At 61.2% G+C, this 19,335-nt stretch carries 21 protein-coding genes; 8 read left to right on the forward strand and 13 right to left on the reverse strand.

The window, feature by feature from the left end:
- Positions 1 to 165: 165 nt before the first annotated feature.
- Positions 166 to 3,612: a hypothetical protein gene (locus tag AC07OT_RS20030; RefSeq protein WP_495108870.1), complete on the forward strand. Its 3,447-nt coding sequence runs from the start codon at positions 166 to 168 to the stop codon at positions 3,610 to 3,612.
- A 73-nt stretch (positions 3,613 to 3,685) separates the two neighbouring features.
- Positions 3,686 to 4,573, forward strand: a complete 888-nt coding sequence (locus AC07OT_RS20035; RefSeq protein WP_495108871.1) for a helix-turn-helix domain-containing protein — start codon at positions 3,686 to 3,688, stop codon at positions 4,571 to 4,573.
- Here the strand turns inward: AC07OT_RS20035 and AC07OT_RS20040 are convergent.
- Positions 4,515 to 5,102: a LysE family translocator gene (locus AC07OT_RS20040; protein WP_495101631.1), complete on the reverse strand. Its 588-nt coding sequence runs from the start codon at positions 5,100 to 5,102 to the stop codon at positions 4,515 to 4,517. The two genes, AC07OT_RS20035 and AC07OT_RS20040, sit on opposite strands and share 59 nt — an antisense overlap.
- A 98-nt stretch (positions 5,103 to 5,200) precedes the next feature.
- Positions 5,201 to 6,085 carry an NAD(P)/FAD-dependent oxidoreductase gene (locus AC07OT_RS20045; RefSeq protein WP_495108872.1) on the reverse strand — a complete coding sequence of 295 codons (885 nt, stop codon included), beginning with the start codon at positions 6,083 to 6,085 and terminating at the stop codon, positions 5,201 to 5,203.
- 144 nt (positions 6,086 to 6,229) lie between these two features.
- Between AC07OT_RS20045 and AC07OT_RS20050 the strand changes: the two genes are divergently transcribed.
- Positions 6,230 to 6,667 carry an Rrf2 family transcriptional regulator gene (locus AC07OT_RS20050; RefSeq protein WP_092488675.1) on the forward strand — a complete coding sequence of 146 codons (438 nt, stop codon included), beginning with the start codon at positions 6,230 to 6,232 and terminating at the stop codon, positions 6,665 to 6,667.
- On the opposite strand, the gene AC07OT_RS20055 is transcribed toward AC07OT_RS20050, so the two are convergent.
- Both AC07OT_RS20055 and AC07OT_RS20060 read right to left on the reverse strand, forming a co-directional pair.
- Positions 6,664 to 7,293, reverse strand: a complete 630-nt coding sequence (locus AC07OT_RS20055) for a ribonuclease T2 family protein (RefSeq protein ID WP_495101632.1) — start codon at positions 7,291 to 7,293, stop codon at positions 6,664 to 6,666. The two genes, AC07OT_RS20050 and AC07OT_RS20055, sit on opposite strands and share 4 nt — an antisense overlap.
- Positions 7,294 to 7,312: 19 nt before the next feature.
- Positions 7,313 to 8,293, reverse strand: coding sequence for a Gfo/Idh/MocA family protein (locus AC07OT_RS20060; RefSeq protein WP_495108873.1), 981 nt, complete (start codon positions 8,291 to 8,293; stop codon positions 7,313 to 7,315).
- A gap of 127 nt (positions 8,294 to 8,420) precedes the next feature.
- Between AC07OT_RS20060 and AC07OT_RS20065 the strand changes: the two genes are divergently transcribed.
- Positions 8,421 to 8,783 carry an NUDIX hydrolase gene (locus tag AC07OT_RS20065; protein WP_495101634.1) on the forward strand — a complete coding sequence of 121 codons (363 nt, stop codon included), beginning with the start codon at positions 8,421 to 8,423 and terminating at the stop codon, positions 8,781 to 8,783.
- Positions 8,784 to 8,883: 100 nt separating this feature from the next.
- Here the strand turns inward: AC07OT_RS20065 and AC07OT_RS20070 are convergent, their stop codons facing one another.
- The 5 genes from AC07OT_RS20070 to AC07OT_RS20090 all read right to left on the reverse strand — a co-directional run bounded on the left by AC07OT_RS20070 (position 8,884) and on the right by AC07OT_RS20090 (position 11,008).
- Positions 8,884 to 9,060: a hypothetical protein gene (locus AC07OT_RS20070; protein ID WP_168166840.1), complete on the reverse strand. Its 177-nt coding sequence runs from the start codon at positions 9,058 to 9,060 to the stop codon at positions 8,884 to 8,886.
- A gap of 116 nt (positions 9,061 to 9,176) precedes the next feature.
- The gene (locus tag AC07OT_RS20075; RefSeq protein WP_495108874.1) at positions 9,177 to 9,668 is read right to left on the reverse strand and encodes a periplasmic heavy metal sensor; all 492 of its coding nucleotides are present in this window, start codon (positions 9,666 to 9,668) and stop codon (positions 9,177 to 9,179) included.
- Positions 9,665 to 10,090 (reverse strand): hypothetical protein, encoded by a 426-nt coding sequence (locus AC07OT_RS20080; RefSeq protein WP_495108875.1) that lies wholly within the window; start codon positions 10,088 to 10,090, stop codon positions 9,665 to 9,667. Before AC07OT_RS20080 ends, AC07OT_RS20075 begins: the two co-directional genes overlap by 4 nt.
- On the reverse strand, positions 10,087 to 10,773 hold the full coding sequence (locus AC07OT_RS20085; RefSeq protein WP_495108876.1) for an RNA polymerase sigma factor: 687 nt from the start codon (positions 10,771 to 10,773) through the stop codon (positions 10,087 to 10,089). The genes AC07OT_RS20080 and AC07OT_RS20085 overlap by 4 nt, the downstream gene beginning before the upstream one ends.
- On the reverse strand, positions 10,697 to 11,008 hold the full coding sequence (locus tag AC07OT_RS20090) for a YXWGXW repeat-containing protein (RefSeq protein WP_495108877.1): 312 nt from the start codon (positions 11,006 to 11,008) through the stop codon (positions 10,697 to 10,699). The genes AC07OT_RS20085 and AC07OT_RS20090 overlap by 77 nt, the downstream gene beginning before the upstream one ends.
- Before the next feature lie 222 nt (positions 11,009 to 11,230).
- Here AC07OT_RS20090 and AC07OT_RS20095 point away from each other — a divergent pair, with 222 nt between their 5' ends.
- Positions 11,231 to 11,371, forward strand: a complete 141-nt coding sequence (locus AC07OT_RS20095) for a hypothetical protein (RefSeq protein WP_166655323.1) — start codon at positions 11,231 to 11,233, stop codon at positions 11,369 to 11,371.
- Between the two features lie 116 nt (positions 11,372 to 11,487).
- The gene (locus tag AC07OT_RS20100; protein ID WP_495108878.1) at positions 11,488 to 12,444 is read left to right on the forward strand and encodes a GGDEF domain-containing protein; all 957 of its coding nucleotides are present in this window, start codon (positions 11,488 to 11,490) and stop codon (positions 12,442 to 12,444) included.
- Between the two features lie 254 nt (positions 12,445 to 12,698).
- Here the strand turns inward: AC07OT_RS20100 and AC07OT_RS20105 are convergent, their stop codons facing one another.
- The 4 genes from AC07OT_RS20105 to AC07OT_RS20120 all read right to left on the reverse strand — a co-directional run bounded on the left by AC07OT_RS20105 (position 12,699) and on the right by AC07OT_RS20120 (position 16,614).
- Entirely contained in the window at positions 12,699 to 12,959 is a 261-nt protein-coding gene (locus AC07OT_RS20105) for a hypothetical protein (RefSeq protein WP_495108879.1), read from the reverse strand.
- Between the two features lie 178 nt (positions 12,960 to 13,137).
- Positions 13,138 to 13,467, reverse strand: coding sequence for a hypothetical protein (locus AC07OT_RS20110; protein WP_065941186.1), 330 nt, complete (start codon positions 13,465 to 13,467; stop codon positions 13,138 to 13,140).
- A 91-nt stretch (positions 13,468 to 13,558) separates the two neighbouring features.
- Positions 13,559 to 16,060 carry a TonB-dependent siderophore receptor gene (locus AC07OT_RS20115; protein WP_495108880.1) on the reverse strand — a complete coding sequence of 834 codons (2,502 nt, stop codon included), beginning with the start codon at positions 16,058 to 16,060 and terminating at the stop codon, positions 13,559 to 13,561.
- Positions 16,061 to 16,176: 116 nt separating this feature from the next.
- Positions 16,177 to 16,614, reverse strand: coding sequence for a DUF3995 domain-containing protein (locus tag AC07OT_RS20120; RefSeq protein ID WP_115486268.1), 438 nt, complete (start codon positions 16,612 to 16,614; stop codon positions 16,177 to 16,179).
- A 93-nt stretch (positions 16,615 to 16,707) separates the two neighbouring features.
- On the opposite strand from AC07OT_RS20120, the gene AC07OT_RS20125 reads away from it, so the two are divergent.
- Together AC07OT_RS20125 and AC07OT_RS20130 are read left to right on the forward strand one after the other, a co-directional pair.
- Positions 16,708 to 17,097 (forward strand): DUF2946 domain-containing protein, encoded by a 390-nt coding sequence (locus AC07OT_RS20125; RefSeq protein WP_495108881.1) that lies wholly within the window; start codon positions 16,708 to 16,710, stop codon positions 17,095 to 17,097.
- A gap of 95 nt (positions 17,098 to 17,192) precedes the next feature.
- Positions 17,193 to 19,319: a TonB-dependent receptor gene (locus AC07OT_RS20130; protein WP_495108882.1), complete on the forward strand. Its 2,127-nt coding sequence runs from the start codon at positions 17,193 to 17,195 to the stop codon at positions 19,317 to 19,319.
- Positions 19,320 to 19,335: the final 16 nt, after the last annotated feature.

Consider the following 19,335-nt stretch of genomic DNA (forward strand, 5'->3'; position numbering starts at 1 on the left):
CCCACCTCCTGCGTGGGCATGCCTCGCCATTGGATCACCGTGGCCGCCTACTCGACCTACAGCAACTCGGGATGACGCAGGCTATCAAGCGCAGGTAAAAACCCTCGACCATGAAGCTCCGCTCAAGAGCGTTTTCTTGGGCAACCTTGAAACGGAACTTCATTCATGTACGAATTTGCCCCGCTGATTGCCGCTGCGGCGACCGAGCCACTGCCTGCCAGCCCCGTCTTGTTTGCCACCCAGGATGATCTGAAGCTGATCAACAGCCTGGTTGCACTGCTGTCACCTGCCGTACCGCACAATTGGACGCTGCTGGGGCCTCCCGCGTTGATCGCGGTCGACCGCAATTCCAGGCTTGGCCAATGGATGGTGCTGTTCGGCAAGGCTATCAACCAGAGCGTGTTCCTGGCATGGGCCGACGCGCAGCACCTGGAGTATCGAAGCATCAAGGTCATGGGAAGCTCCCTGCACGCCAATGTCATTCACGAGGACCAACTGACTTCCAGGGCCTTTCATCTTCATGACGACCCAGGTTGGCTGGAAGTGTCCGCGCCGATCCTGGGCATCTGCGAGATCATTGATCCCAACCAACTGGGCGTGCCCTATATCGACTTGCCAAACGGCCACAGTACGTTTGAGTTGCCACTCGAATTGACGCTGGCGTTCTACGGCTACACGTTGCCCAAAAACCAGATCCAGGCACGGATGATTGTCGATGAGCTGCAGGCCTACCATGCCTTTCCAACGATGGGTGACAATGGCCGCGCGCAGTCGGCGACACGTCATGAAATGCACGCCCAGCACCTGGATTTGCTGCAACTGGCCGATAACCTCGAGCAATGCATGGCCAGCGCGGCAGCCGCGGATGAACCCCATGACAGCTACCTCGCTTACCGCCAGCGCCTCACGCTGAGGTCTGACTCTTTCGTAGCCCACACCTTGAAAGAAGCCGCGCAATTACTGCAGAGCGTGATCAATTCGATCGAGTTCACGCAGACGTTCCCGACTGCGCTGGGTCCCGATGAATACTTTATTTATTCCGGCGAGGATCATTCCCTGCGGGCCTCATCCGCAGAGCTCCAGGGGATCAGCATCAGCCTGCGTACACACCTGGGTGGTGCGCCAGTGGCGGGTCGGCTGATTCGACTGGCGCAATATGCATCGTTGCTGGGAGAACAGGTAGCCTCCAATAACAGCCTGAGCCTGGCAGAGCTCATGCACTTCTACGCCATCGAGGTCCCCCTCCAGGCCAGCGATGTGCACGCCCTGATCACGCGCCTGCGCCAGTCATCCGTGCCTGGGCAGCCGTACTGCAGTGAAGCGGCCCAGGATGCGCAATGGCTCAAGCGCAAACAAAACAGCCTGAGCGCCCTGAATAACTTCAATCGGCTGCAGACAGAGCTGGAGCGCGTCAGCGCTGGCAAACAACCCGATGAAAAGGTTGAGCTCGACGATACGGTCGAGCTGGACACTGACTCGATGTTCTACCAGTTGCTGGAGGAGAGCGCCGAAAAACTGCTGATGATGATCAAGCACAGGTCATTTGTCGCCATTTGCGTGAAACGCGGTATCGACGACGAAAAGGCGCTGGTCCTGCTGACTGAAGAGGGGTATGTAGGCGCGGACGACAGGGACGGCAGGCGCAGAAACCTCACGGACGATATCGTCTCCAGTCCAGCGCTCAAGCACTATCTCACGCTCTTGCAGGAGCTGGCCAAACGCTTGGGCGGCGAGCTGCGCAGCGATATGAAGGCCACCCTCAAGCAGTTGATGAAATTCCTGCGCATGCCCGAAGTGAAGACAGCGGACCAGGCCCAACAGGCAGCGCACTACCTGAGGGCCGTCAGGGCTGCGACACCCCGGCTGGGCAACTACTGGCAGGGCCTGGGCCAGCCGCAGCCGTCATTGCTGACCTTATCCAGCACACAACGCCGACAGGTATACGAAGCGCAACAGGCGTTTGCACAGGCGCAGGGAGCGCCCCTGTTCAAGTGGCTCGGCGAACCTTGTTGGGCGGGCAAAAGCGCCCCCAGGATCCGCGCCGAAGCGGACATGCTGCTGAACCAGATGGTGCAGAGCCCGCGCAGCCAGCTATTGGTCGAGCGCCTGAACACCCTCGTCATCTGGTCCGATGCCGCACTGCACGGTACAACACCGCAACAGCGCCGGCAGACACTGCTGCTCAGCGCACTGATTCTGAGCCTGGACGAACAGGCCGGCACACAACGCAACCTGGTCGGCGGGCTGGCCATCGACACCGATTACTACTGGGGTGACAACTGCGCACTGGTGCGCAGCAATCTGGAAGCCCTCCTGCACCAGACCCTTCTGGAGGGCGCCCCATTGGCCGCGCATTTGCTGCTCAGTGGCAGCGCGCCACAATTGCTGGTGCGCAACATCCCCGAAACTTTGCCTTACCTGTGTAACCAGAACTGGGTCGTGTTCAAGCAGTTCGTTGATTTCATCGAGCTGAAAACCCCTGGCGCCAGCCGGTACATGACACTTGAGAACATCATGACTCTGGTCCATAACCCTGCCACGACGCTCAACCGGGAATTCTGGGCGCTGCCTCCTACGGTCGATCCCGTCCTCGACTGGGCGCGTGCCAATGGCGTATTGGATACGACGGACACGGACCTGCCCTTTAAAGGCGAGCTCGCCGTGCGCACCTATGAGAAACAGAAGCGCACCCTCAACGATGCCTTCGGCTCGCTGCACACTCCCTATCCGGATCAGAAGGAGGCGGCATTGAGGTACCTGCGTGAGGTCTATCCGGATAACGCTCACCTGGACAAAACCGTGTTCATGCCGGCGCCCTTCCTTCCGCCCGGTATTCGCTATCCGCAAGTCAGCACCCAGGATATTTCCTTTTCCCTGGCCGAACTGTATCTGGCCGGTGAGTTAAAGCACATGGAACGCTGGAGGGCGATTCAGCCACAGGTACTGGTCAACAGGTTTTCGCCCCCCTTGAGAACGCTCAAGGACCACAACGCTGATGAAAACTTCCACGCCGCGCTCGAATCCCTACGTGAGAGCTATATCGTGTACATTGCCTACCTGCTGTCCTGCCTGCCGCTGCCCAAGCGCGTCAGCCTGGAGCAGGGAAACATCGAACTGTACCTGCTGCGCAAACCATCTCCCTCTGTCCGGGACACGATGATCACCGCACATTTTGGATGCCTGTTGCGTGTTCGCTACCAGCGGGATCGCTACCTGCTGCAAGTGCTTCCCAGGCAGATGCTGATCACGCAGCTGGCCAACCCGCCATCCGGCCTGCTGAATGACACGGTCGCTCCAGGCCCTGTTCAGTTGCAGATCGATTGGAGTGCTTATCTCACCGGTTCCGAACCCGTGGCGGGCGCCAGTTCGCAGGTCCTGCTCCATCCCCTGGACGCCACCCTCATAACGGATACCCAGGGTGACCCCGCCCCCATACCGAAGTCCTGGCAATCGGCACGACTCGAAGCGATTGCCAGGATGGTCGTTGACCAATGCCTGCTCAGTAACCACCGGGATCTGAGCGAGTCCACGCAGCACCTCAACAATGTGGAAATGGTCCTGATGATCAACAAACGCCGAAACGAGCGTTTGCACAATCTGAAACCCTATTAAGTCATCGGCTACCCAAACGCCAGGGTCTGTGCAACGATCCGTTTCTGATCTTGACTGCCCTGGAGTCGCGCCCATGACACCGCCCACCCCTTTCCCCGCCGCACCGCGCTTCTGGCGCGACGAGCGCCTGCCGTTCATCGAAGCGCGCACCATCGCCGACGGGCGCAAGGTCACTTACACCCGTCACGCCCATGAGCATTTCTCCATCGGCGCGATCACCACCGGGCGCAGCTATTACCATTACGGCGCCGATACATTCCAGATCAGCGCCGGCACCGTGGTGTTGATGAACCCCGGCGATGTGCATGCCTGCAACCCTATCCACGACCAGCCCTGGTCCTATCATATGCTGTACCTCGACACGCCCTGGCTGACCGAGCTGCAGTACCAATTGGGCTTCAGCACCGACCAGGGTTATCGCCCGTTCAATACGCCGCATACCCGTGACCCGCTGCTGTACAGCGGTTTGCTGGCGTTGTACCGGATGCTGGTGAACGAGCAGGCCGAATTGCTGCAAAAGCAGAGTGCGCTGGTGAGTTACTTCAGCGAAGTCCAGCAGCGCCTGAACCCTTCACCCACACCGATGCGCGAGGTCAACCACAAGCTGGAGCGGGCCGCCGAATACATCCGTGCGCACTGCACCGAGGCGTTGAAACTCGAAGACATCTGCCAGGCGGCCGAACTGTCGCCGTCGTACCTGATCCGCGCCTTCAAGCAGTACTACGGGCTGACGCCCCACGCGTTCCTGGTCAACCAGCGCATCCAGTTTGCCCGCACTCAGCTGCGCAAGGGCGAGTTGATCGCCGACGTGGCGCTCGCCGCGGGCTTTGCCGACCAGGCGCACTTCCAGCGCACCTTCAAGCAGCATTTCGCCGCCACCCCGGGGCAATACCGCGAGGTGCTCAAGCCATCAGCAAATAACCCACACTGGCCACCAGCAACGCGGCCATCGAGCGGTTGAACAGGCGCACGCCTTGGGGATTGTCCAGGTAACGGCGTAGAAAGGTCCCGGCATAGGCCCAGCACGCCACCGACAGGTAGCAGATCACCAGGTAGAGACTGGCAAACAGCCAGACTTGCCGCCCATCGCCGTCGGCCACAAACAGGCCCATGCCCGCCACACAGGCCAGCCAGGCCTTGGGGTTGAGCCACTGCATGATGGCGCCGTAGAGCATGGATGGCGCCGTCGCGCTGCCATCCGCGTCGAGCTGGCCGTTATCCACCGCCAGTTTCCAGGCCATGTACAGCAGGAACGCCACCCCGCCCCACTGGATCAACTGGGTCAGGATGGGCCAGCGCACCAGCACCTCGTGCAGTCCCAGGCCGATCAGCACCAACAGCAAGGTAAAGCCAACGGCAGCGCCGAACACATGCTTCTGGCTGGCGACAAAACCGAAGCGCGCGCCTGAACTCAGGGCGACCACGTTGACCGGTCCCGGCGTGATGGACGTGGCCAGGGCGAAGGCGGCCATGGAAATGATCAAGCTCATTGCGGTTCCCTTTTTATGATGAGGCGTAAACAGGGTTCCACGGTATAAGGCCCGCGCGCAGCGGTATTGAACAAAATGCCCCTGCGGCGGTAATGGTTTCACGGGTTGATCAACGAGAAATGTGCGCCCACCCCGGCGCGCACGCCTTCGCCCACGGCCAGCGCCACGGAGCCGGCGGCGAGAGAGGTGTCACCACAGGCAAACACGCCGGGCACCGAGGTCTGGCGAATGTCGTTGGTGTGCAGATAAGGCCCGGTCGGGCCGTCGGTCAATTCACAGCCCAGTTGTTCGGCCAACGGGCTGATGCGTGTGCGGGACAGGGTGAAGATCCCGTCGAGGGTGATCACCCTGCCGTCGTCCAGCTCCAGGTCGGCACGCTCGCCGCTGATGCGCCGCACGCCAGCGGTTTCCACGCTGACACCCCGTCGGTCCAATTGTGCCTGCTGCTCGACATCCGGGGTGAACACGCCGTTGGTGAACAAGGTGGTGCTGCCCCAGTCCGGGAGCATCAGCGCGTGGTGCATTGCCAGGGGTGAGGTTGCCAGGACGCCGATGCGACCTTGGTCCAGTTCATAGCCATGGCAATACGGGCAATGGAACACCCGCGTCCCCCAACGCTCCTTGAGGCCTTCGATGGCGGGCAGTTCATCGACTACGCCGGTGGCGAGGATCAGGCGTTTGGCTTGGAATTCGCCGTTGCAGTGTGTGCGCACACTGAAACCACCGGGCTGTGCGATAGCCTGGAGCACGCTGTCCTGCACCCAGCTGACCGTTGGATACTCCATCAACTGGCTGCGCCCTTCGGCCGCAATGACCTCCGGCGCCTGGCCGTCCTGGCCGAGAAACCCGTGGGACGTGGCGGCAAAGCGGTTGCGCCGTAGCCCCGCATCAATCACCAGCACCTGGCGCCGCGCCCTTGCCAATTGCAGGCCCGCAGACAGGCCGGCATAGCTGCCGCCCACGATAATCACGTCATACATCATGAAAGTGACTCCATGTTGTGTGCACGCGGTTGTCCGCGCGCTTTCACGACACACCATAAGTTACATAAAAATACGCCGTCAAGAGTCTCGCAACTTTTTGGGTTACGAACGATACTTTCGCCCGACCCCACCCGAGGCTGATTGATGAGAAACGACACCCGCCTGTCGCGCATGCTCCATGTGCTGATCCATATGGGCCGCCATGAAGAGCGCGCCACCTCGGAGACCATCGCGCAGATGCTCGGCACCAACCCTGTCGTGGTTCGACGCACCCTGGGGCTGCTCAAGGAGAAAGGGTATGTGCGCTCGGAAAAGGGCCATCAGGGCGGCTGGAGCCTGGGCAAGCCACTGAGTGAAATCACCCTGTTGGACATTCACAACGCCCTGGGCACGCCCTCGATATTTGCCATCGGCCTGTCCACCGATCATCCCGAGTGCCTGGTGGAACAGGCCGTGAACGCAGCGCTCACGGATGCCTTCGAACAGGCCCAGGCGCTGCTGCTCAAACGCCTGGGCAAGGTCACCCTGGCGCAGTTGGCCGAAGACTTTGACGAGCGCTACCGCGTGGCAATGCTGCCTTAGCGCTGCGTGGGGATGCGGATTTCGCCATCACGGCATTGGGTTTTCACACTGCGCGGGCAACCGGCGAAGGCCAGGTCCTTGGTCAGGCACACACGCACCTCCGACAGCACCTTGCCTTTGCAGATCACCGCCAGCCCATGGTTGCCCATGCGCGGGTTGCTTTCGCGAAACAGCGCTTCGATCTCGCGGGCCGGCAACGACGGTGGCGTGTTGAACGGTTGCAGTTGCGCAGGGATGGCAACCACGCCCAGCGCCGCATCGGTTTTCTCCAGGTACGCCAAGGGTTCCAGCCCGCTGCAGGTGCCGTGCTTGGCCCATTCGTGGGTGAGCAGCGAGCGCGTCGGGAACAGCGCCGCGCCTTTGTCCATCTCTTCGCGGCTCAAGCGCGATTGCGGTGCGCAGGTCGCCGGCCACCCTCCCCGCGCGTATTGCGGCCACAAGCCGTGCAGCACAAAGCCGTAGCCCTTGCCCGAACACTGCTCGTTGTCCGGGTGCGTCAGGCAGAAGGTCGGCGACCATGACAGCGACAACACATAAAAATCAAATTCCCCAGGCGTCCCTTGGCTACGCGGGGCCGCCATCGCCGTGGTGGCAAGTGCCAGCCACAGGACCATCCAGTATTTCATTCCGCTATTCCTTGGAAAATCATCCCGGCAGATTGGGGTTACGTTGCAGGACCTTGTCCAGGATCCGATCGGTCTTCAACGCCTCGATGGCCAGCGAAGGATGCTCGGCTTCGCCGCGAATATGCGCGTTCATGGCCACTACGTGGTGCCATTGGATATGCGGGTGGCATGGCACTTCCAGCACCTCGTTGGTCTCGCCCTCCAGGTGGAGCGGCTGGTCTTCGAAGACCGAGAACTGGATGCGCCCAAGGCTGCCGATCAACTCGACCCGGTCCTCACGGCGGTCGGCGACGAAGTTCCAGCAGCCCATGCCCAGCGCGCCCGAACTGAAGGTCCAGCAGGCCGTCACGGCATCCTCGGCGGCATAGTGCCCGGCCTGTCGTGCCGTAAAGCCCGCGACCTCGACAATATCCCCGGCCAGGTACTGGAACAGGTCGAAACCGTGGCTGGCCAGGTCGGCAAAGTAGCCACCACCGGCAATGGCCGGATCGGTGCGCCAGTTGGCGGCGCTGGCATCCTCGGCGGCCGGGGGTTTGCACAGGGTCCAGGTCAGCTGGCGTAACGTGCCGATGCGCCCGTCCTGCAGCCACGCGCGCACTTGCTGGAAGCGTGGCAGCGAGCGCCGGTAGTAGGAAACAAACAGGTGCAGCCCGGCACGCTCGAAAGTGCGCTGCATCAGCGCGCTCTGTTCGGCATTCAGTGCCATCGGCTTCTCGACACAGCAATGCTTGCCGGCCGCCGCCACCATCAGGCTGTATTCCAGGTGGCTGTCGGGCGGCGTGGCGATGTACACCGCGTCCACTTCGGGGTCGTTGATCAGTGCCTGGGCGTCGGTGTAGTAACGGGCAATCCCATGGCGCGATGCATAATCGCGCACGGCCTCCTCGCGCCGCCCCATCACGGCCACCAGCGCCGAACCTGGCGCTTTGTAGAAAGCGGGTCCACTCTTCAATTCAGTGACACTGCCACACCCGATCATGCCCCAACGTACGCTGCTCATCTGTTTTCCTCGTCCGTTTTCATCAATCGGGCAGTATCCACATCCCCACCGCGGCGCGCCATAACCACTTAGCATGACAATTGCATTACACTTTTATGACACTCATCCCGCTGCGGGGGCACAGACGATGAAAATACGCGCAACGGTCATTTGCGAACACGAGGGGCATATCCTCTTCGTGCGCAAGGCCAGGTCAAAATGGGCCTTGCCGGGCGGCAAGGTGGAACGGGACGAGCGCCCGGTCGGTGCGGCCGAACGGGAGCTGGAAGAAGAAACCGGATTGAACGTGGACGGGCTGCTGTACTTGCAGGAGCTTAAAGCCCGCGACACCGTGCACCATGTGTTTGAAGCCTCGGTGGTGAATATCGCGGATGCACGGCCGCTGAACGAAATCGTCGACTGCCAGTGGCACGCCTATGGCGCCGTGGACGAACTGGACACCACCGACGCCACGCGGCACATCGTCAAATCCTTTCTGCGTCGCCTGTAATTCAGCACGCTGCCCGCGATGGCGCAATTCTAGCTTGACCCCGCCATTCGCTTAGGATTTGACGAACGTGGCAGCTTCGTCACGCCGCTGAAAGCAAAACTCAGTAAGAGATCTGAGACGGAGCGTTTGCCGCTGCGGATTCTGCTTCCGGGCGTTTCACTCGTATGTGCTCAGCCATGCCGTCCGTTTGCGCGCCTCCGAAATCTGCAATCGCGTCTAAAGAATTGGACTGTGCAACAGGTGACTGCGAGCCAGCTAATTTAGAGATATCGGTCATCGTTCCTACCTTCTTACTCTACCCAACGGAATGTGGGGTTTCTTTGAGCGCTATCTCTGTGGCTTGTCAGAATATCCAGTTCCATGAAAGGGCTCTTGCTTACGCTCTCGATTGATTTAATCCCTCGCGATGGCGGCTTGCTTCCTTCCGGTTCGCGGTGTGTTTGCCTGCCCCCGCAAGTACAACGCTTCCACCAGCCTTTGCCGCTCGTCCCACGTCAAGGTTTCGGCAAACTGCGCCAATGTGCCGTCCACCAAGGCCCTGAGCGCCGCGTCGGCCTCACGCGCCTTGGCTAATTGCGCCTCCAACACATCACGCTTCAGCGTCGGCGCTTCCAATTGCCTGATCACCCCCAGCCGCGCCTCACGCCCGGCCATGATCAGTGGCTGGCTGTCGTCGCGATTGCGGCGCAGCAGTTGGCGCAGTTCCCTGCGCCGCTCCGGCGGCAACTTGACCATCGCCTGGCGCAGGCCGTGCTGGTTAACCACCACTTCGGCAGGCCGGGCGTTGGCCATCCAGTGGTAGAGACCGCCACCCACCCCGCCGATCAAAAATACGTTGAGCAGGATCGAGACAAACAACCACGGTTTCAGGGATCTGGCGGTCATTGTTCGGTTTCCTCGGCGTTGACGCTGAAGACGACTTCCGCGTCGCCCTGATCAAAGACACTGGGCAGCACGTCGGAGGACAACATCGGCAGCGGCACGCTCATGGACGCCACCAGCATCCCGGTGACGATGCCGGCAATGCCCGCGCCGACAAGACCCGCGGGCGATAACCAGTTGGCATAGCGTGACCAGAATGAGCGTGGGGCGGATTGGCGTATCTGCCGGACCAACGCCGGGTCGGGGAAGGCCAGTTGATGGTTGTCCAACTGGCTGTCGAGCCAACGTGCCTGCTGCAAGGCTTCGCGCGCATGCACATTGCCACTGCGGAGCAACGCCTGGGCCGTTGCCCGTTCAGCATCGGGCCAGCGACGCAGGTCCGCCCCATAGGCGTCGGCCAGATAAACAAAGCGTTCGGGTGTCATGATTTTCCCCTTCCTGGGCGGGCAAGCCCGGGTGTATCGGCAAGTTGGCTGCGCAACTGGCGTCGGGCCCGCGACAGCAGGCTCTCCAGTGCCTCGACGCTGATATTCATCAGGGCCGCGGCGTCGATGTTCGACAGCTCCTGGTAGTACTGCAACACGATGGCTTCGCGCTGGCGCTCGGGCAAGGCCGCCAACGCGGCGGCCATGCGTGTACTGCGGTCCTGGGTCTCCAGCTGCTCTTCAGGCGATGGCGAGCTGTCTGCCACCTCCACCGCCGCCTCATCGCTCAGTGGACGCTCCTTGCGCCGCCGCAAGCGGTCGTGGCACAGGTTCAGCGCGACCCGATGCAACCAGGTGTCGAAACGCGCCTCGCCACTGCGCCAGTGGGCGGCCTGGCGCCAGATGCGCAGGAAGCTTTCCTGGGCCACGTCCTTGGCCTCGTCGGCGTCCCCCAGGATCCGACTGGCGAGCGCCAGCAAACGCGGGAGTTTGCGCGTCACCATTTCGTTGACGGCGGCAGGTTCGTTATTGCCGATACGCGCCAGCAGCTCAACGTCCGGATCAGTCTCGTTCAATCGGGCAGTTCTCGGGGCCAAGGGTCGGGGTTCAGCGGATCCAATGCCCTTCGCGCCAGTACCAGTTCGGGCCATGGGCTTCCCAATGGCCAGGCTCCCAGCGCGCATGGCGCATTACCGGCTGCCAGTGGCCCGGTACCCAGCCGTAACCGCGCCCTTCCCAACGCCAGTGGCCCCGGTCCCAGGCATAGCCGGGGCGCTCGGCCGGGATCATTTCCACACGCGGAGGCGGCGGCGCCTGCTGAATGATGATGTCGGTCTGGGCAAACGTCGGGGTGCTGACAAACGCGGCGAGGGCCAGCGGAGCAAGCAAGGCAAAACGCAATGTGGCCTGGGGTCTCATGGCAACTCCTCCATGCAACCCGCGAAAGTGCAGGTTGCTGATGGGTTGAACGGCGCGTGCGCAAAAATCCGTCGCGGGCTGCGCAGATTTTTTCAGCAGGGGGCGAGACCAGTATTGCTCAGGGGCTGGCGGGGCTTGATGAAATGTTTGAAAGGCGTGCGACGGATTTTCGCCGGTCGCCGCGTTGAAGGATTAACCCCGGCCAACCCAAGAGGAAACACCATGTACCGTCGACTTACCCTGCTGGTTGCCGCTGTGCTGATCGTCAGCCTCAGCGGCTGCGTGATCGTGCCGGAGCACCGTCATTGCTGCTGGCGTTATTACGGCGCAGTGGATGCGCCCAGCCATGCTGTCATCGGCTAGCTGGCCGCCGCCATGCCCGTCACACGACCTCTCGTCTGCTGCCTCGGCAAGCGCTTGACTCCCAGCGTCGATCACACGACGCTCTGGGCACTTAGCCATCATTCGAGCCGTCCACCATGAGCATTGCCCCTCCGAGCCAGCCCGACAGCGACGTATACCGCACGCTGCTGGAATCGACCAAGGCCATCCCGTGGCGTATCGACTGGCAGAGCATGACCTTCAGCTATATCGGCCCGCAGATCGAAACGCTGTTGGGCTGGACCCCGCAAAGCTGGGTCAGCGTCGACGACTGGGTCTCGCGCATGCACCCCGATGACCGCGAATACGTGGTGAATTTCTGCGTGTCGCAATCCCGTGCCGGGGTGGACCATGAAGCGGATTACCGCGCCCTGACGGTGAACGGCGACTACGTATGGATCCGCGACGTGGTGCATGTGGTGCGCAAGGACGGTGAAGTCGAGGCGCTGATCGGCTTTATGTTCGATATCAGCGAACGCAAGAAGACCGAAGAACACCTGGTGCGCCTGCAAAAGCAACTCGAGGAATATTCCTACCAGGATGGCCTGACCGGCATCGCCAACCGACGCATGTTCGACACCGTGCTCGAGCGCGAATGGACCAGCGCCCAGCGCAGCCAGTTGCCGCTGTCGTTGATCATCCTGGATATCGATTTTTTCAAGCAGTACAACGACCACTATGGCCACATCAAGGGCGACGAATGCCTGCGCCAGGTCGCGCATACCCTGTCACTGGCCGCCAACCGGCCGCGGGACTTCATCGCTCGCATCGGCGGTGAGGAGTTTGTGTGGTTGTTGCCGGAAACCGACGCGGCGTCGGCCAAACAGGTCGCCGGACGTTGCCTGCACCTGATCCGTCAACAACAGATCGATCATGGCTTTTCAGCGGTATCGAACCTACTGACCCTGAGCCTGGGCGTAGGTACGCGCATCGTCAAACCCGACAGCCCGATGCTGGGCTTTGTCGAAGATGTCGACAAGTTGCTCTACCGGGCCAAACGCAATGGCCGAATGCGTGCGGAGTTTGCAGAAGGCGAGTTTGACGCCGGGGATTAAATCCCAGGCAAAAAAAATCCCAAGTAGCTGATGGAAACTTGGGATTTAAAAATGCATAAACCGTGGGAGGTGAACGCACGGCTATAGTAACCAGTGTAAAAAGCTGTAACAAGAAAATTTTATATCCTTTCGTCGGATTAAAAGCATTGTAAGTCCTTCAATAACCACATGTTTTTAAAGGTGTAGAGACATATAAGTGCCACTTTTTGGTGCAACTACTGTCGATATTTCCACTTATAAAAAAGGGTTATTAGTTAAGGCGGCGTGACACTCTTCGACCCGCTCTCCCCCAATTGCTTGCAGGTATCGCGAAGTTCCAGACCCGCGGAGGTGGCCACACTGGCGACCCGCTCAACCTGCCGGCAAAGTGCCAAACGCTCGGCCGCTTCTTCGCGCTGGCGATCCGCCTTGGCGTTGAGTTGCATGAAATAGCCCCCGAGCAACATCGCGACGCACAGCACGCCAAGCGCAAAATAGCGCAAGCTGTTGGATGAAGGGGGGATTGCCGGGGTCACGGGCTTACCCTGCCCGGCTCTGTTTTGACAGCAAACCTGGAGCGCCTCGGGCAGCCCCCTCCCGGGACCGGCGTCGCGGCGCGAATAAGCGTGTGCATACCTGCCTCCTCTACCAAGGAAGCAATTGTATGCAAATAGAAACATCGGTTTGTCGTGGTTTTGTAAAGCCTGCACTCGATTACTTGCGTGCCACTTTGTAACGCACGCAGTCCTGGTAGAAACTCTGGCGAATCGCTTCGGGCTTGAGCCGTGAACGACTGTCATAGGTCTGTTCGGTGATGCCCATGGCCATCATGCGCATCCAGGATTTACTGAACTTGATGGTCTGGATCTTCTGCCGCGCCGCGTACAGCGACACCCCCGACAGCTTGAGTTCCTGGGCCCTGGCGGCCGTGCCGGCGCCCCAACTGCACATGTACTTGTCACCCTCGCGCAGCTCCCGTGCCTGCACGGCAGCCGCGCCGCCGGCCAGGGAGCAGGCGATCAGCATGATTCCAACAGTGCGCATTTGCTTCCTCACCTAACCACCTGAAAATAAAAGCGATTCTGGCGAGAATTTTGTTACAAAGGGGCCATTAAATTGCCTTATCGTCGTGCCATCACCATTGGTAGGTCGCACTCGCCTGCACGGTGCGCTGCGAGCCGTACCAGCACCACGAGTAGGAATAGCACGACGCGACGTACTCTTTGTTCGCCAGGTTGGTGGCGTTCAGGGCCAGGCGCAGGTTGTCCTTGAGGTTGGCGATGTTCGGAATGTCGTAGTGCACCGCCGCATCGAATAGGGTGTAGCCCGGCACCTTCAGGGTGTTGGCGGTATCGCCCCAGGACGAACCGACATACCGCGCACCCGCGCCGGCACCGAAGCCCTTGAGGTTGCCATCATGGAAGGTGTAGTCAGCCCACGCCGACGCCGTGTGGCGCGGTACCGCATAGGTGGTGGTGCCCTCGGCGTTGATGGCCGGGCCTACGCCGATATCGCTGATGGGGGCGTAACGCACGGTGTTATTGGATTTGCTGATGCGGTTATCCAGGTAGGCATAGGCCGCCGTGATGTCCAGGTTGTCGTTGAGGCTGGCCTTGCCTTCCAGTTCAAAACCACGGGATTGCACTTCGCCGTCCTGGCTCTGGCAGCGACCGCTGCCGCACAGGTGGGTGGGGTCCGGGTCGGTGGTGAGGACGTTGGTCTGGCGCAGGTCGAAGATCGCCGCCGTGATAAAGCTGTTGCTGCCCGGCGGCTGGTACTTGATGCCGATTTCATACTGCTTGCCTTCGGTCGGCTTGAACACCGAACCGCCATAACCGGTGCCCGACTGCGGGTTGAACGACTCCGCATAGCTGGCGTACGGCGCCAGGCCGTTATCGAAGAGATAGACCAGGCCAATACGCCCGGTAAAGGCCTTGCTGTCCAGGGAGGACTGGCTCTTGGCCCCGGTGCGCAAGGTCTTGGTGGTGCTGTCGGTGCTGGCCCAGTCATAACGACCGCCGAGCAACAGCACCCATTTGTCCCACTTCATCTGCTCTTGCAGATAGACCCCGGTCTGTTCGCTGCGCGACGTACCGTCGGTGGTGTACGCCGGTACCGGCACGGCCGCGCCATAGACCGGGTTGAAAATATCCAGGGTCGGCCCGGCGGTATACGTCCCTGAGCCCAGCAGGGTGTCGGTGCTGGTGTTCTGGTAGTCGAGCCCCATCAGCAGGGTGTGTTGCAGTGGGCCCGTGTCGAATCTGGCCTGCACCTGGTTATCAAGGGTGTAGGCATCCATGTCGACGTCACTGGCAATGGTGGAACGTCGAATGGTGCGGTAATCCGCCATCAGGTAGTTGCTGTAGAGGCTGCGATAACGCCCTTCGCTGCGCAGGTAACGCGCGTTCTGGCGCACTGTCCAGACATCGTTGACGTGATGCTCGAAGGCCCAGCCGATGGAGTAGTACTCGCGATCGCTTTTCTCGAAGTTCTTTTCGCCGTCGTAGAAGTCCACGTCGATGCTGCGCCCGGTCGGGCTGTGCAATACCGAGCCCCAGGCCGGCACCGAACCGTAGGACGCGCCCTTGGGGTCCTTCTGGAAATGCCCGAGCAAGGTCAGCGAGGTGTCTTCGTCCGGCCGCCAGGTGAACGCGCTGGACAACGATTGGCGACGGGTTTCGGTGTGTTCGACCTGGCCATCGGCATCGTCGAACAGCCCCGCCACCCGGTAGGAGTACACGCCCTGATCGTCAAGCGGCCCGCTCAAATCGAAGGTGGTGCGCTTTTTGTTAAAGGTGCCGTATTCGACGCCCACTTCATGGAAGGGCGTATCCAGCGGGCGCTTGCTGACCATATTGATCACTCCGCTCGGCGTGCCCTGCCCGTACAGCACCGACGCCGGGCCGCGCAGCACTTCGACGCGCTCCAGGTCAAAGGCATCCTTTTGCGGCAAGGCATCACGGCTCGACGGCATGCGCAGGCCGTCGAGGTAAGTGGCCGGGGCAAACCCACGAATGGTCAATTGGTCGAGACGCGACGCCGTGGCACCGCGGGTTTCCGGGATGACCGCGGCGCTGTAGCGCAGGATCTGGTTGAGGCTCTCGGCGTTCTGCGCACGCATCTGGTCTTTGGTGACGATGGAAATCGACTGCGGAGTCTCGATCAGCGCGGTATCGGTCTTGGTGCCCGACAAACTGCGCGTAGCCACATAACCGGACACCGGCCCGGTAGGGCTTTCGGCCTGGTACGCGCCGCTGATGGTGGTGGCCTGCAGCTCCATGGCACCGCCGCTATCCGGGATGGCTTCCAGGCGGTAGCGGTCGGCAGAGAGCTTCAGCGCCTGCAGGCCGCTGCCGGCGAGCAACTGGGTCAGCGCCACGTCGGTGGCGTACTGCCCGCTCAAGCCGTTGCTGCGTTTGCCGCGTGCCAGGCTCGCATCAAACGCCAATACCAGGCCCGCCTGCTCGGCCAGGCTGTTGAGCGCCTGGCTCAAGTCACCGGCCGGAATCTGGAAACTGCGTACAGCGCTGCGGCTTTCTTCGGCGAAGGCGGATTGGACGTTCAGCAACGGCACGGCGGCGAAAGCCAACGCCACTGACAGGGCCAGTGGGTGCAAGGGGCGAGCAAGGCGCGACATGGGAAATCCTGGGTAATAGAGGTTCTATTAACCATGACGGCCAGGTCGGCAAATCGGGCAAGGATGAGAGCAGTTTTTATTTGAGCGGCGTAGATCGGTGTGTTGTGTTTCCCTCATTAACCCCACGCCACCACCAACAACCCCACCCCCAACGTCAGGCACAACGGCGAATAGAACCACGTATCCCACCGCGCAAACCGTGACCCGCCGACCTTCTTGAAAAACCCCACCAACTCCGAATCCCCAATCGCGCGGGCAAACATCAGCAGGGCAATCGCGCTGATTCCCCATTGCAACGCCGCATGGGAGACCGCCGAAAAGTACAGCCCGGCCCGCAGGCACACCAGCAGCGCAATGCCGACCAAGCCCATCGCCACCAGAAAGGTACCCAGCGCCGAGGGCCTGAATGCAAGGCGAGGCCCGCTGGCGAATTCGCCGGGCAGTTGGGGAATGGCGGCGAGGCTGCCGAGTTTGCCGCCGGCAGCCCAGTACAGGTGCACCATGCTGATGCAGGTAAAAATGCCGACGATCCAGCGGGCGATGACAAAGCTCATGGCGGGCGCTCCCAGAAAAGGTGCGAGACAGGATAGTCGCCCTGGGATTTTTTGCAGGCATTTCGTCGGCGGCTGATGGTAAAGTGCCGCCCCATGAAATTCGCCCGCGCCGACCGCTCGCTCATTGCCTGGATGCTCTATTGCTGCGTCCTGTTCAATGTGTTCGCCTGCAGTATCGGTCACGGGCAGATGGTGGGGATGCAGCTCAATGGCATCGGCGGGCAGTTCTGTACCGTCGACCCGCGTACCCAGGCGCCCAAGCCGTCCAACTCCAGCGATGAGAACCTGCCGACGCTGGCCAAGGCGTTCGGTTGCCCGCTGTGCTCCACCGGCGGCATGGGCCCGGCGCTCAGTTCCAGCCTGAATGTGGCGGTGTTGCCACAACCCCATGCACCACCGCCGGCCGTGGTGCTGGCCGCTGATATCCCTGCCCGCTTCACCTGGCCCCCGGCTAACCCGCGCGCGCCGCCCGCCTTCGCCTGATCCCTTTGCTTTCCAATCTGCACTGACCACCGGTTCCACACGGAATAAAGGACGGTCGTGCGTTGTTTTCAAGCCAAGTTTTTCAGGATTCAACCATGAAACATCTACCCCTGTTGGCGGGCCTGTTCGGCTGCCTGCCTGTCTGCGCCTGGGCCCTCGAATTGGCCCCGACCACCATTGATGGCGAATCAACTGCCGAACCCGGCCTCACCCTGGATCAATCCAGCGGCGTGGCGTCGCGGCTGGGACTGAGCGTGCGGGAAACCCCGGCATCAGTGGCCATCGCCAATCGCAACGACATCGAACGCCATGGCGCCAAGACGTTTCGCGATGCCGCCAACACCCTGCCGGGCGTCAACGCCAGCGCGCCACCGGGTTTTGGCGGGTTTGTCTCTTACCGTGGGTTTACCAGCAGCCAGATCACCCAGATGTTCAACGGTATCAATGTCGCCACCGGCCTGGCCCGGCCAGTGGACGCCTGGATCTATGACCGGGTGGAGCTGGTCGGTGGCCCCTCCTCCTTGATCAACGGTGCCGGCTCCGTCGGCGGCTCACTCAACTATGTGACGAAGCTGGCCACCCGTGAGGAGCAGGCCGCCGAAGGTCAGCTCACCTATGGCAGCTACGACACCACCGGTATGGCATTCGGCGTCAATCACGCGCTGACCGAGCCCGGCGCCGACGTGCAGCATTACGCGCGCCTGGACGTGAGCCGCAACACCAACCACAGCTACATCGACCGCGACCAGCGTGAGGCCTGGAGCCTGGCGTTTTCCCTGCTCAGCGACCTCACCCCCGACCTGTCCCATACCCTGGCCCTGGAATACCAGGATGAACAGGAAGACAGCCCTTACTGGGGCACGCCGGTACTCAACCCCAAGTCCGGTGAGCTGAAGATCGACAAACACAACCGTTTCAATAACTACAACGTCACCGACGGCCGTTACGAGCAGCGCACGATCTGGGCGCGCTCGATCATCGACTACCGGATCAACGACAGCACGACGCTGAAAAATACGCTCTACCACCTCGACAGCCAGCGCGATTACCGCAACCTCGAAACCTACCAATACAACGCCGGCAACAGTGCGGTAAACCGCTCGACCGCCTACCAGGTGCGCCACCAGGGCGAACAGCACGGCAACCAGTTTGAACTGCGCCATGACGACCGTCTGTTTGGCCTGTCGACCACCTGGTCCGGCGGTTTTGAGTACAAGGTCAACAGCACCACCAACACGCCGCTGAATGTGCCGGGTAACAGCACCGTGGACCCGAACGGCTTCAACCCCGGGCACTTCTACGACATCCCGCGTACTCGGGAGAACTTTGGCAAGGACAAGACCAGTGAGGTCACCACCAAGGCGCTGTTCGTGGAAAACCGCCTGGGCCTCACCGATAAACTCTCGCTGCTGAGCGGCCTGCGTTACGACGCCATCGACCTGGATGTGACCAACCACCGCGCGATCACGGCCACCAACCCACGGCACTTCAAGCGCCATTGGGAACCGGTGACCGGTCGCGTCGGCCTGACTTACCAGTTCATCCCATCGGCTAATGTCTACGTGCAATACAGCACCGCCGCTGAACAACCGAGTACAACCACCCAGGTGTTCGATGTGTCGACCGGCAAACAATGGGAGGTGGGCAGCAAGTTCGACTATCTGGACGGCCGTGGCTCGGCTACCGTTGCTGTCTATAAGATCGAACGCAAGGACTTTGCCGTAACCGACCCGCAGGACCCGACCACGAGCATCCCGGTCGGCGCGCAGTCATCGAAGGGCATCGAGCTGGCCAGTTCATTGCGCATCACGCCCAGGCTGCTGGCGGAAGGCAACGTCGCCTGGGTGGATGCCGAATACGATGAGTTCAACGAGAAAATCGCCAGTGGCGCGGTGGTGTCGCGCAAGGGCAATACACCGACCAACGTGCCCAAGCGCGTCGGCAACCTGTGGTTGACCTATGACTTTGCCGAGGACTGGCAAGGCGGCGTGGATGCACGCTACGTCGCCGAGGTGTATGCGGACAATGCCAACACCCAGACGGTGCCGGCCTACACGCTGTTCGGGACGTTCCTGCGCTACCAGGTGGATTCACACACCTCGGTGACCGGCCGGGTGCGCAACCTGACCAATGAGGTGTATGCCGAGTTTGCCCATGTGTCCCCGGCGTATTACCTGGGAGCGCCACGGACATTCGAGCTGGCGGTGCAAACCAGATTCTGAAGCGACACTGCAAACA

The organism is Pseudomonas sp. GW821-FHT09C10 (assembly GCF_059418085.1).